The following is a 13,361-nucleotide window of genomic DNA, read 5'->3' as shown; positions in this document are numbered from 1 at the left end:
AATAAAATTAAGATTTATTGGATACTAATATCCGGATCAAAAGTAACAATCCAATTACAAAAAATAAAGAAAGAACCAATGCCGAATATCGAATATTATGTGTAACCTGTTCTATAAACCCGAATGAGAATAATCCAATGACAATGGCAACTTTTTCTGTGACGTCATAAAAAGAGAAAAAAGCAGTCGTATCTTTGATATCCGTCGGAATTAATTTAGAATAGGTCGAACGCGATAAGGACTGAATCCCGCCCATAACTAAACCGACCAATGCAGCAATGATATAAAACTGAAGTGGGGTAGATAAATAAAAGGCCGAAATACAGATGCCGATCCAGATCATCACCACAACGATCAACACCTTGATATTCCCAAAAAGCGTAGATAAATAAGACATTAAAAATGCACCTAAGATAGCTACAAGTTGAATGAGAAGAATGGTAGCTATCAACCTTTCTGCGCCTAAATGCAAAATTTTCTCCCCAAAAGAAGAGGCGACAATCATCAAAGTCTGAACACCAATTGCATAAAAGAAAAAAGCCGGCAAAAACTGTTTTATTTCAGGAATACCTTTGATCTTTTGGATAACATGGCCGAATTCATCCCGTACATTCTGAACAAAACTCTTACCTGTGTTATTCTCGGTTGCATCGATTTTAGGCAGGTATTTAAAAGGAATCATTGAAAACCCAAGCCACCACAATCCGACCATTAGAAACGATATACGGGCCGGTAGTGAAGCATCTGTAATACCAAACCATTCAGGTTTAAGCACCACTATAAAACAAAGAATCTGTAAAGTGACACAGCCAATATAACCATAAGCAAAACCTTGCGCACTCACCTTATCTTGCTGATCGACAGTCGCCAAAAGCGGCAAATAGGAATTATTAAACAAAACACCGCCAATATACCCCATTGCTGCAAGTACAAAACAGATGATACCAATTTCCAAAGTTTCAAGCTTGAAGAAAAATAAGCACATACATGCAACTGCTCCAACATAAGTGAAGAATTTCATAATCTGTTTCTTTTTTCCTTTTGCATCAGCGTACGAAGAAATAAAGGGCAAAGAAAAAGACATCAACAGATAGGCAAAGGCCAAAGAAAAATTGGAAAGTGCGGTATTGACAACTTCAATCCCAAAGAAACTAACAACATCACCATGCTCTTTTGTTGTAGTAATTGCGGTATAGTAAACAGGGAATATCGTGGAAGTAATAACAAGGTTGTAAGCAGAATTGGCCCAATCGAACATGGCCCAAGAACGAATCAATTTTTTATTGTTTTTTACAATTGCTTCCATTTAAATTGGCTTAATAAGTTTGACGAATATAAGTAATTATTTTAGCCATTTCTTTACGAATTGCACTTGCTCGATCATCTATATAATTATTGTTCATAAAAGAAAATGCCAAGCGCCTTCCTGTCCGTGTGATCAAATAACCACTTTGATTGTAGACAGATGTAATCGTTCCTGTTTTAGCAAAAACAAACGGTTCTCCGAGATCTTTGCTATAGGTACGTTTCAGAGTACCATCTACACCTCCGGCCGGAAAAAGACGAAAACGTTCCTTCTCATCCGGCAACTTATTTTTCAAGACGACCAATAGATCGACATTATTTTGCGGAGTCACCTTGTTATAGGACGACAAGCCCGATCCATCAAAAATGGCAACCTCAGCTGAAAAGTATTTATAAACGTTATTCTTCATCCAATCCCGCACCAAGTAAGTATCAAATTGGCCGAATTGTTTCCACGAACACATCATTAAAAACTGTTCAGCAATAAAATTATCACTTGGCAACATCATTTCACGGATTAAATTTTTGGTACTGCCAGAATAGAGTATCTTGGTATTGCTTGGTTTTTGATAAGACAATAAGGTCACGGATTTACCTAGACTATCCGACAATAATTTAATAAATAAGCTATCAGAATAGATAAATGGGACTTCATTGACATAACCGCTCGGAACGGGACGTTTGGACATCCAAAAGGAATTTGCACGAAATGAACGGGAAAGTTCAAAATCACCTACCTTAGGTTCCGGCAAAAAATCCAGTGAATTTTGAAAACTCGCTGGAGAGGTTGATAAATAATTATAACCTTTTTGTCGAAAGGTGACCACATTACCATAAATAGGAAATGTACTGATTTCAGGCTGATAGTAAGCTTCAAAATCTTCCATAGCCCAACCATGTGCAAAGAACTTATTCTTCATTGTCCCTGGCACAACAAAAATGCGTTTATTCGTATTTTTCAAAAAGTTATACACCACCCGGGTATCTAACCGATTATGCAGAAACGTCGGATCACCTGTCCCCCAGATAAGCAGCGAGTCTCCGCGTTCCACATACTCCAAACCAGGTATTGAATCCCCCAATAGCGCTAGAGCAGCATAGGTGGTATACATTTTTGTATTGGAAGCCGGTGTAAAATGCTTATTGCCGTTTATGTCCATCACATATTTATTGGCATTTAGGTCATACAAAGAAAACCCAACAAAATGATCATTTAATATTTTAGATTCTTGAAATAGCTGATAAACATCCTCAAAGCTCTGAGCCTTCGCTACAAAAGTAGCCGCCGGCACAAACCAAAGCAGCAACAATGCACTTAAAATTTTTTCCATCAGTTCAAACATACAAAAAACTGCAAGAACTCCCTTTCGTCTATTGCCAAAATTCAGATACAAATCCTATAAAAAGGAAAGGGAGAGACATTGTCTCTCCCTTTCCTTTTTAAACTATCAAAAATTAATATCCTTGATTTTGTGTCAGAGCTCCACCACTTCTGTCAATCTGCGATTGTGGAATTGGGAAGTAATCATTTTGAGGTTTATAGTTTAAGCCTTTATAGCGAGCCATAAAACCGCCTTCAAACGTTGCGTAGCTTTCCAATACAGTTTTCGCCTCCCCCCAACGCACAAGGTCATAGAAACGATGTCCTTCCATCGCTAATTCTAAACGACGTTCAAAACGAACAGCTTTGCGCGCATAATTTTGGTCTGGGAAAGAAGTATAAGGTTTAACAACATATACCGCCGCTGCTACATTATCGCCAGTCGTTTTAGGAGGTAATTTTGCCGCACGCTCACGAACTGCATTTACCAGATTCATTGCTGCACCTAAATCGCCTAATTCAACCTGACATTCAGCTGCCATTAAAACAACATCAGCTAAACGAATAATATTAACATCCAAGTCAGTAATATATGCCGCTCCTGACGCAGTATGTGTTGCATGCAAACTCTTCGGAATCATTGTTTTTATACCAACAAATGGTCCACCCGAGCTCACCTCACGAATCCATGCATCACCTGGCATGACACCATAATCATAGAAATTCACACCTCTACGGCCAACCGTATAATCTAAACGTGGGTCAAAACGAAGCGTAACATCAAGTTTATATGTTTTCTTTGCGTCATCGGACAAACCGAAATCTGATTTATATGGATTATTTCGATAAGAACCATCTAACAATGGTAATCCATTTGCATCGACTTTATAGGCATTAACCAAATCAATGGTCGGCTGATAGAAACCACAACAACCTACAGGATTACTTCCATTTAATCCAGACAACATATCACCAACATTGGCATTATCACCAGATCCATCTGGATTAATCACATGCTTCGATACCAATAATGCCTCTGGGCCGTCTTTTGTAAGTACATCAAAGTTATTTTGGTACGGCATCGTACGTAGATCCTTTGCACCTATAACTTCCTTAAACAAAACTAACGCATCCGCATATTTTTTCTGGTAGAGGTAAACTTTACCCAAATAAGCTTTCGCGATATTCTGATCCATACGTCCGGCCTGGCTATTGATTTTTGTCGCTGGCAAATTCGCTATTCCTGCTTTTAAATCGTCAATAATCTTCGGAAGTACATCATCCTTATTCGGTTTCGTTTTAGCCTCATCATCTGTTGTGTTCTCATCAACATACGCTAGATTTTTGAAAACACGCCATAAATAAAAATAATAATGCGCTCGCAATACTCGGGCCTCACCTTCTATTTCCTTCGCACGTGCAGCCGTTACCGTTTTTTCACCTGCTTGGTCAGCCTTCAGAATACGCAACGTATTATTTGCCCTTAATACGCCCTCATAATAAACTTCCCACATTTGACTCAGGTTGTCGTTCGAACTATTTGGCGTATGAAATTCGATGATATTCATGTTCGGTTGATCGGTTGCCTCAGATCCTTTATGTGCATTATCTCCAGCAACTTCACCAAACAACCATTGGCTAGGCGCCGAAGAGTAATTCCCCCAGGTACCGTTGACATTGCCGTTTAATATTCCATACGCCCCGATAAGAGAGGCCTCTATACCTTTTGAATTTACAATCTGAGACTCAGGCAATTCAGCTTGCGGATCACGCTCCAAAAAAGATTTCCCACAAGAGGCTAATAAAGTCAATGATATACCTAAAACTGTAATTATATTTCTTTTTTTCATTTCAATCAAATTTTAACTTAAATCACTAAACCCTTAAAATCCTAGACTAACACCCAACATATATTGACGAGCCTGTGGATACACACCAAAATCTACACCCAAGGCTGGGTAAGTCGACGGAGTAGCCGTAACTTCTGGATCAAGCCCCTCATATTTAGTAATCGTAAACAGATTTGTTACCCCCACATAAGCACGGAGTTTCTTGATACCGGTATTATTACCAAAAACACGATTGGTATCGAAGTTATAGCCAACTTGAAGATTTTTCAATTTCAAGAAACTTGCATCCTGTACATAATAGCTCGAAGAAGCATACTCATAGGGTGAAGCATTTCTCACTTGAGAAGGGATCATGCTACCGCTATTCGTTGGACTCCATTCTTCCAATACGCGTGTACTTTTTTGACCTCTAAACACACCAAAATCTGTAAAGTATCTCGTAGCTTCATAGTTTTGATTACCCTTTGAACCATAGAAGTAGGCCATAAAATCAAAGTTTTTATAAGCCGCATTGATATTGAATGAATACACAAAGTCAGGATGTGGGCTACCTATAACGGTACGGTCACTTGCATCAATTTTGCCGTCACCATTGACATCCTCAAATTTAAGTCCACCAGCTCTCGACTTTCCATCCTCATATTTAGCGACACTTGCATTGTTCATATCCGCTTCCGAATAAATACCAATTACTTTATAGCCATAGAAAGCACCAAGAGGTTCTCCAGGTTTTAAGATGGAGGTTTCCATACTTCTAAAACTACCGTACACTTGTTGGGTTACTGATGGTGCCAAAGAAACAATCTTGTTCACGTTACGTGAAATAGTAGCGGACAGATCCAATTTAAATGCACTTTCTTGACGTCTACCGTAATGATAATTCAATGAAAACTCGATACCTTTATTTTGCATATCACCAATATTTACATAAGGCGATCCGGCCCGGCCTGCGGCAACAGCAGGTAAAGGCAATAGGTACAGCATGTCTTTCGTCTTTTTATTGTACCAATCAAAAGATCCATCAAAATCACCTTGTGCCAGGGTAAAATCCACCCCAATGTTTAATGCAGATACTTGTTCCCATTTTACGTCCGGATTACTGTAGGCATTGTGCCACATACCGGAAGTCAAGCTTCCGTCAATAGGATATGAAGATGAATTAATCGCGACCTGATAGCGATTCAGATATTGATTGGCTGGAATACGTTGGTTCCCCGTCACCCCATAACCCGCTCTGATTTTTAGGTCCGAGATCCATGACACACCTTTCATGAATTCTTCCTCCGACAAACGCCAGGCAGCACTCGCTCCAGGGAATGTTCCATATTTATTGTTCGGCCCAAAATTAGAAGAACCGTCACGACGCACTGTTGCGCTTAAGATATACCGATCTTTGTAGGAATAATCAACCTTTCCAAACACCGAAAACAAGGAGCCTACAGAACCGCTACCTTCACTGACGCGACCAGTTGAAGCGGCATCCAAGTAAAGGTAATCAAGCGATGACATTGTAAAAAAGCCATTTCCTTTTCCCCTTATTTGCCTATTTCTATTCTGAATAGCTTCCGTACCAGCAAGAATGCTCAACGTATGTGCCTCATTAAATGTTTTTTTATAATTTAAAGTATTTGTCCAAGTCCATTCTTTATTCAGTCCAAAAAATTCATTAATTCCATTGTTAAAACTTCCTTCTGTAAACTCAGGGTTTGGATAGGTATAAGATACACCATTGTAGTTTTCATACTTCATACCAAAACTGCTACGGAAGGTTAATCCTGAGACAATATCAAATTCTCCAAAGACATTCCCGAAAAACATATTGCTCTTATTTTTATTATCCTTGGCACGATAGGCGATAGCAACAGGATTTTCTCCATTACCATACTGTCCGCCAACAGATCCTGCAAAATTTCCGCCCTCATCATATACAGGAATGATATTATGAATACGATACGCAAAACCTAAAGCACTACCTTCACCGATATAGTCCCCGGCAGTATTGGTATTTACTCCCATACCAAATCCTTCCGTAAAACTATATTGCATATTTTCGCCGAAACGTAGTTTATTATTAAAGGCAGAGAAGCGTGTGTTTGAACGAAGATTATATTTTTCAAAACCGGTATGAATAATCGTTCCTTTTTGTTTCAGATAACCACCCGAAATCGCATAGGAAGCATCTTCACCACCTCCTAAAACGCTAAGTTGGTGCGACTGAGTAGGGGCATTTTGGGATAAAGCATCAAACCAGTTGGTTCCGGCCTTATTTGCTTTGGTAATTTGATAAAAATCGCTTCGGCTACTCGCATCGTACTTATATTTTGACATATCCACGTCTGCAGCTGTAATCACATCTTTCCCGCCCACTTTAGGTCCAGCGATAAGGTAATCAGGCATCACATTGTTTGTGCCGTCCAATCTGTTTTCAATATCCAATGTTTGTTGCGGAGACAACATTTTTGGAAAACGCCCACTGTTTGGAACCTGCACACCATAATAAGAGTCAAGGCTAAATTGAGGTTTTCCGCTTTTACCTATTTTTGTGGTAATGATGACAACACCATTATTTGCACGTGAACCATAAATTGAAGCTGCTGATGCATCTTTTAAGACCTGCATCGTCTCAATATCATTTTGATTCAACCAGCTTAACTTTCCTTCATAAGGCACTCCATCAATGATGTAAAGCGGCTCGTTGTTGTTGATCGTACTGTAACCACGAATTTTGATCTGTGGTGTAGAACCAGGGGCACCATCTACTACGATCTGAACCCCTGTTGCCCGCCCTTGCAACGCCTCAACAGCACTCGCCGCCGGGGTAGTTTTCAATTCCTTCACATTGACAACGGCAACAGCACCAGTTAAATCTTTCTTACGCTGCGCCGAATAACCTGTGACAACAACCTCTTCCAAGGCATCTTCTGAACCGCTTAAGGAAATTGCAAGATCAGCTTTCGAAGAAACAGCAACTTCAGTACTTTTGTACCCAATATAACTGATAATCAACACATCGCCCACTTTTGCTTGAATGGTAAATGCACCATTCTCGCCGGTCGACGTCCCGTTACTGCTCCCTTTGACTTTCACAGATACACCAGTAATACCTTGACCTGTAGCAGCATCCTTCACAACCCCTTTGATAGGCGTCTGTTGTACGCTCCTTGTTTTGATTAATGAAACGACTTCAACTTTGCCATGGCTAGTTAATCCACTGGCAAATCCATGAGTGGTCATTCCTCCTCCAATGAGAAGAGAACTCATAATCAGAAACCTCTTATTGAACTTTTGGCCCAATATGAGATCAAAACAGCAATTTTTGTCCGTTTTTTTCATCATAATTTTACTAAATAGGTGGTTTAAAAAAATTTATGTTTATGCTTTAGTTGTTTTAGTTGATATTGGTTGTTATTTAAGTTTTTGGTCATTTTTTTAGGTCTGACGACAACAATGCTATATTATTGGCAGGTTCAGGCCCCTTGGTTATTCATTTTTTTCTAATTTGGTTATTTTTCCAGAAATGTTAAAATCTGTTAAATAAATGTAAAGAATAATAAATGTAAAAAAAAAGGAAAAATCTTAATTAATTCACAAAGCGCTATAAATCAAGTTATTGTATTTTATACACTAAGCTAAAATGCAATACTATTGTTACACAAGTACATCCTTTTGTTTTTTATATCAGGAACGTTTCCCAAAATTCAGTGTGCATTGTCAAATATTCCGCAAATAGGTCCAAATAAGCTAAAAGCTCCTTATATTTGTTGTTGATGAATGTAAGTAATTTATTAGAACGGGCGCTCCGATTTGAGTTCCTATCCAAGGAAGAGGGTGTTTTTTTATATCAAAATGCACCTACAGCTGATTTGACTTTCGTAGCCAATGAATTGCGTAAGATACAAGTGCCACATGGTAAAGTAACCTGGCAGATCGACAGAAATGTCAATACCACCAATGTGTGTATTGCAAATTGCAAATTTTGCAACTTTTTCCGTCGCCCTGGTCATGAAGATAGCTACATTACCGATATTGAAAGCTACAAACAAAAGATAGAGGAAACTTTTAAATACGGTGGCGATCAACTGCTGCTGCAAGGTGGCCATCACCCGGATTTAGGTATTGAGTTTTACAAAAACCTTTACAAGCAATTAAAGGAACTTTATCCTACGCTAAAACTACATTCTCTCGGTCCACCTGAAATTGCGCATATTTCCAAATTGGAGAACATGAGCCATATTGAAGTTTTGACGCAATTGAAAGAAGCAGGACTAGACTCGCTACCTGGAGCGGGAGCTGAAATTCTCAATGATCGTGTGAGACGTCTTATATCAAAAGGAAAATGCGGTGGTAAAGAATGGCTAGATGTTATGCGGGCAGCCCATAAAATTAATTTACCAACTTCTGCCACCATGATGTTTGGCCATATCGAAACGATAGAAGAACGTTTTGAACATTTGGTATGGATTCGCGAAGTACAGGATGAAAAACCTCAGGAATCCCATGGATTTATTGCGTTTATCCCTTGGCCTTTCCAAGATGATGGTACCTTATTGAAAAGACTGCGCGGTATTACCAATAATGTAACGAGCGAAGAATATATTCGCATGATTGCCTTAAGTCGCATCATGCTTCCTAATATTAAAAATATACAAGCTTCCTGGCTCACCGTCGGAAAGCGGACAGCGCAATTATGTCTGCACGCTGGAGCGAACGACTTCGGCTCAATTATGATTGAAGAAAATGTCGTTTCGGCAGCTGGTGCACCACATCGGTTTACATCAAAATCTATACAGGAAGCTATTTTGGAAGCTGGATTCAGCCCACAACTGCGAACACAAAAGTATGAGTTCCGCGAGCTACCAGCCCATATGGTCGAACAGGTCATTAACTATTAATACGATACATTGAAAGACGTCATAAGAAATATTGAAGCAATTATATTTGCTTCTGCGGAAGGAATAGATCTTGCCGATATTAAACAGATTTTGCAGGAATCCTTAGCCATCGAAGTATCCAGGGAAGAGCTACGTGAGTTGATTAAAAAAATTGAAACGAAGTACCAGGACGAAGACTATGTACTCGAATTACGCTATATCAACAACGCCTATCAGTTTTTGACAAAAGCTGTTTACCATGAATCGATACAACAGCTCCAAAATCACAATAACAAGCGAAAACTAAGTCAATCAGCGCTAGAAACCCTCGCAATCATTGCCTACAGACAACCGATAACAAAATTAGAAGTGGAGCAGATTAGAGGTGTCAGCTGCGATTACTCTATTCAACGGTTACTGGAAAAGAAGCTGATCAAAATTGCGGGAAAAGCAGATAGTATCGGAAAACCATTACTTTATGCAACAAGCCAGCAGTTCATGGATCACTTCGGAATCAATGGTGTGAGAGATCTCCCTCAATTGAAAGACATCGTTACCGAGGACAATGCGATTGGTGAAACAAATGAATAAATAAAATAAAATAAATTTTTATTTTCAAAATACAATTCAACATACTGATTAACAGAAAAATAAAGCTTAATATTTTTTTTAAAAAAAGTTTTAAAAAATAGTTTTCTTCTCTAATTTTACAACATTGAATAAGAAACAATAAAGTATTATTTTATGAACACGGCAACTTTAGCTAACGAAGATCTTGAAGAAGTAAAATTCGCATCTTTCAACGGTCCTGATGACGATGATGATGATTTCGATGATGATTTCGATTTACCTGAAATCGACTCGATTGGAGGATTGGATGACTTCGATGATGACGATGAATTTTAATATTTTAGTGCGATATAACACTACCTATTAAAACACCAGAGTATCATTAAAAAATAAGGCGTTCAATTTGATTGAACGCCTTATTTTTTACTTTACTTGATCGATCAATTTATGTAATTCCATCTTGGGAATCATGCCGCTTTGTCGCCATACCTGTTGGCCATTTTTGAACAACACGAAAGTAGGCACGCCACTTACCTTATAAATCGAAGCAATTTTTGGATTCTTATCCACGTCAATCTTAATGATAGACAAATCTTCTTGATAAAATTCCTTTACATCCTGTAAAATCGGTGCCATAGTCTGGCAGGGACCGCACCACGTCGCAAAAAAATCCACCAAAACCAGCGAATTTGATTGAATAATCTGGTCAAAAGTAGCCATTATTGATTCTCCTTTACTTCTTCTTGCAATGCCTTATACCCACCTTGGATATTGCATATATGTTTAAATCCTTTAGCACTCAAAATAGATACAGCTACTGCACTCCTATAACCTGATTGACAGTGTACATACAGCAGTTGATTGTCTTTTTTAAGCGTAGAACCAAAATTAACGAAATCTGTTAGTGGAATATTCATTGCATTGTCAATATGTCCATTACCAAATTCTTTATCTGTTCTTACATCCACAATATGACCTTGATCTGATCTTTTCCTGAATTCTCCTGCACTGATATTACGCAACGAGACTACATCTTCACTAGCTTTCCAAGTTTCAATGCCGCCTTCCAAAACCCCAATGACATGGGTATAACCCAGCTTTAATAAATGATGATAAACCGTATCTTGACTATCTATATCTGTAATCAATAAAAGCTTTTGGGCTTTATTGGGAAACACTTGCGCCAAAAAGTGATCAAAAGAACCTTTAAAGCCTATATTTATTGATTTAGGTACAAATCCTCGTACGAATATATCGCCAGATCGCGTATCAAGAACTTGAATAGCTGTTTCACGACGCAATTTTTTAAATTCTTTCAATGTTAATCGTGGTAAATCTGAAGCGGGTTGCGACATCTCGACCCGATGACTCTTCGATGCTGCATACAATTGCATTTGACCATTGAACAGAGCAATACAGACTCCACATAATGTGATAAAAACTCTACGCATATATTTTACTATTTAAAAGGAATAAGCAGCTTTTCCAATTCCTCAATTTTACCATTGTATATATTTAAGTCCACATTGCCCTGAATCCCTCTGACAGTACCTTTTTCAGAAAATTGCCAAAAAGCCCAATGGTCTTTGGGGTTCTCAACCCAAAAGTTATAATTTGCAATCCACAACGTATAAGCTGCAAATTCCTTTTCCAAAAAGTCACTATAAAACTTATCTCCGGAGTAAAGAATGGGTTTTACTTTGTAGTGGGCTTCGACTTCTTCAAGCCAACGTTTTAGCCCGACTTTCAAGCTATCCATCGATTGTTGTTTTGGATGCTCCTCAATATCCAAGACCGGTGGAAGATCGCCAGACTGTAATTTAACCTTCCGAATAAAATTCTTCGCTTGCTTGACCGAGTTCTCATTGGGTCTAAAATAATGGTAGGCGCCTCTCAAAACTGCCCTATTTTCCGTTTTACTCCAATTTCGACTAAACTTATCATCAATTCCTTTTTCACCCATTGTCGCCCTGATAAACACAAAATCTATCGGAAAATGATCATTGATTGTGCTTACCTTTTGCCAATCTATTTCTTCCTGATAGGTAGACACGTCTATGCCAAACACCTTATCATCGTGCTTGCTCATAATCTCAATATTACGAATATCATATTTAGCTTCCTTCGTCAGAGACTTGTCTTTGGAGGTAGCCACGCGAAAATAGTATATAATTCCAGCCCGATAATGCCACACAACAAGACAGAGGAAAAGCACCAGCATTCCTGCTATCATCCAAATCCACTTTGTTCCACGAACCTGACTTCCTTTTGTACTTGTTTTCTTTCTTTTTGATCGCTGTTGTGCCATAGCACGATGAAGTTACGGCAATAGCAATTAACTCGCAAAATTTTCGCAACAATTTATATTTTTGTGTATGATCGTATACAACCCCAAAGACTGGCTTTCGGCAACTTTCAAATTGCATAAATCAGATACCTTCAAAAAGTTACTGCCATTTCTTGTTTTGATAGCGTTTTATTCCTGGATGATTGCCTTTCTTGAATTGGAATACCTCAAACTAAATGAAAAGAGCTGGGTCAAAAACATTACCATTGTCCACAACCTACTCGGTTTTGTTATATCGCTTTTACTGGTATTCCGAACAAACACGGCCTATGACCGCTGGTGGGAAGCCCGAAAACAATGGGGTACATTGACCAATGTTAGTAGAGCATTTTCGTACAAACTAAATGCCATGCTGGATGTAGATGACAAAGTGAATCGTAGTTTTTTCAGAAAGGCAATCCCCCTATTCGCAGAGACACTATACGATTTTTTAAGATCGGATTACACCAAGTTTATGCTCGACGAAAACGAACACCCTGAGTTAAAGGCTTTGGACAATAAAAAACATGGTCCGAACCAAGTTTCCACCATGATCTTCCACAAAATCAATGATCTATATAAAGAAGGAACTATAAGTGGTGATCAGCTTATTATCCTTAATGAGGAAATTATTACCATGACACATGTTTGTGGAGCTTGTGAGCGTATTAAAAACACCCCAATACCATTAGCATATAGTGCATTTATCAAGAAGTTCATTATATTCTATACCATGACCCTTCCAGTAGGTTACGTTTTTTCCATCGGTTACTTTGTTGTGATTGCTGTACCATTTATCTTATATGTTTTAGCATCTCTTGAATTAATTGGTGAGTCCATTGAAGAGCCATTTGGTATCGACCAGGACGATTTACCGATCGACAAAATTGCGGCCAACATCAGGAAACACTGCCATGAGATTATCCCTGCATAGACTTTTTTAAAAACAATCTAGCTCATTTTCAAACGCTAAGACTAGCTTTAGAAAATAAGTTTTGTAAATCTATTCGAAATTTCTACTTTTGTCGCGGAGAGTTGGCAGAGTGGTCGAATGCGGCGGTCTTGAAAACCGTTAACTGTCACAGGTTCGGGGGTTCGAATCCCTCACTCTCCGCAGA

At 38.6% G+C, this 13,361-nt stretch carries 11 protein-coding genes and 1 tRNA gene; 5 read left to right on the top strand and 7 right to left on the bottom strand.

Going from position 1 to position 13,361, the window contains the following annotated elements:
- Window positions 1–7: 7 nt before the first annotated feature.
- From L1283_RS15740 to L1283_RS15725, 4 genes are all read right to left on the bottom strand, one after another.
- On the bottom strand, window positions 8–1,306 hold the full coding sequence (locus L1283_RS15740; RefSeq protein WP_120333333.1) for an MFS transporter: 1,299 nt from the start codon (window positions 1,304–1,306) through the stop codon (window positions 8–10).
- A 10-nt stretch (window positions 1,307–1,316) separates the two neighbouring features.
- A complete protein-coding gene (locus tag L1283_RS15735) occupies window positions 1,317–2,636 on the bottom strand; it encodes a D-alanyl-D-alanine carboxypeptidase (RefSeq protein WP_232475604.1) in 1,320 nt (439 codons plus the stop codon).
- A 124-nt stretch (window positions 2,637–2,760) separates the two neighbouring features.
- Window positions 2,761–4,476, bottom strand: coding sequence for a RagB/SusD family nutrient uptake outer membrane protein (locus L1283_RS15730; protein WP_429626332.1), 1,716 nt, complete (start codon window positions 4,474–4,476; stop codon window positions 2,761–2,763).
- Between the two features lie 33 nt (window positions 4,477–4,509).
- A complete protein-coding gene (locus tag L1283_RS15725; RefSeq protein WP_232475605.1) occupies window positions 4,510–7,812 on the bottom strand; it encodes a SusC/RagA family TonB-linked outer membrane protein in 3,303 nt (1,100 codons plus the stop codon).
- Between the two features lie 431 nt (window positions 7,813–8,243).
- Between L1283_RS15725 and mqnC the strand changes: the two genes are divergently transcribed.
- The 3 genes from mqnC to L1283_RS15710 all read left to right on the top strand — a co-directional run bounded on the left by mqnC (window position 8,244) and on the right by L1283_RS15710 (window position 10,253).
- Window positions 8,244–9,368 carry a cyclic dehypoxanthinyl futalosine synthase gene (gene mqnC / locus L1283_RS15720; protein WP_075994034.1) on the top strand — a complete coding sequence of 375 codons (1,125 nt, stop codon included), beginning with the start codon at window positions 8,244–8,246 and terminating at the stop codon, window positions 9,366–9,368.
- 9 nt (window positions 9,369–9,377) lie between these two features.
- On the top strand, window positions 9,378–9,938 hold the full coding sequence (gene scpB, locus L1283_RS15715) for an SMC-Scp complex subunit ScpB (protein ID WP_075994035.1): 561 nt from the start codon (window positions 9,378–9,380) through the stop codon (window positions 9,936–9,938).
- A gap of 153 nt (window positions 9,939–10,091) precedes the next feature.
- Window positions 10,092–10,253, top strand: coding sequence for a hypothetical protein (locus L1283_RS15710; protein WP_167450446.1), 162 nt, complete (start codon window positions 10,092–10,094; stop codon window positions 10,251–10,253).
- Window positions 10,254–10,340: 87 nt separating this feature from the next.
- Here L1283_RS15710 and trxA read toward each other — a convergent pair whose 3' ends face one another.
- From trxA to L1283_RS15695, 3 genes are read right to left on the bottom strand one after another with little or no spacing between them, the layout of a single operon-like run.
- The gene (trxA, locus tag L1283_RS15705; protein WP_088162818.1) at window positions 10,341–10,637 is read right to left on the bottom strand and encodes a thioredoxin; all 297 of its coding nucleotides are present in this window, start codon (window positions 10,635–10,637) and stop codon (window positions 10,341–10,343) included.
- Window positions 10,637–11,368, bottom strand: coding sequence for a rhodanese-like domain-containing protein (locus tag L1283_RS15700; RefSeq protein ID WP_088162819.1), 732 nt, complete (start codon window positions 11,366–11,368; stop codon window positions 10,637–10,639). The genes trxA and L1283_RS15700 overlap by 1 nt, the downstream gene beginning before the upstream one ends.
- Window positions 11,369–11,376: 8 nt before the next feature.
- Window positions 11,377–12,225: a glycoside hydrolase family 25 protein gene (locus L1283_RS15695; RefSeq protein ID WP_088162820.1), complete on the bottom strand. Its 849-nt coding sequence runs from the start codon at window positions 12,223–12,225 to the stop codon at window positions 11,377–11,379.
- Between the two features lie 67 nt (window positions 12,226–12,292).
- Here L1283_RS15695 and L1283_RS15690 point away from each other — a divergent pair, with 67 nt between their 5' ends.
- A complete protein-coding gene (locus tag L1283_RS15690) occupies window positions 12,293–13,177 on the top strand; it encodes a bestrophin family protein (RefSeq protein WP_075994039.1) in 885 nt (294 codons plus the stop codon).
- Window positions 13,178–13,272: 95 nt separating this feature from the next.
- Window positions 13,273–13,357, top strand: a tRNA-Ser gene (locus L1283_RS15685).
- Window positions 13,358–13,361 lie beyond the last annotated feature (4 nt).

It is taken from the genome of Sphingobacterium sp. HSC-15S19, from assembly GCF_050433745.1.
Taxonomy (GTDB): domain Bacteria; phylum Bacteroidota; class Bacteroidia; order Sphingobacteriales; family Sphingobacteriaceae; genus Sphingobacterium; species Sphingobacterium siyangense.
The sequence above is the reverse complement of the archived record's forward strand: the minus strand, read 5'-3'. Positions and strand labels throughout refer to the sequence as shown.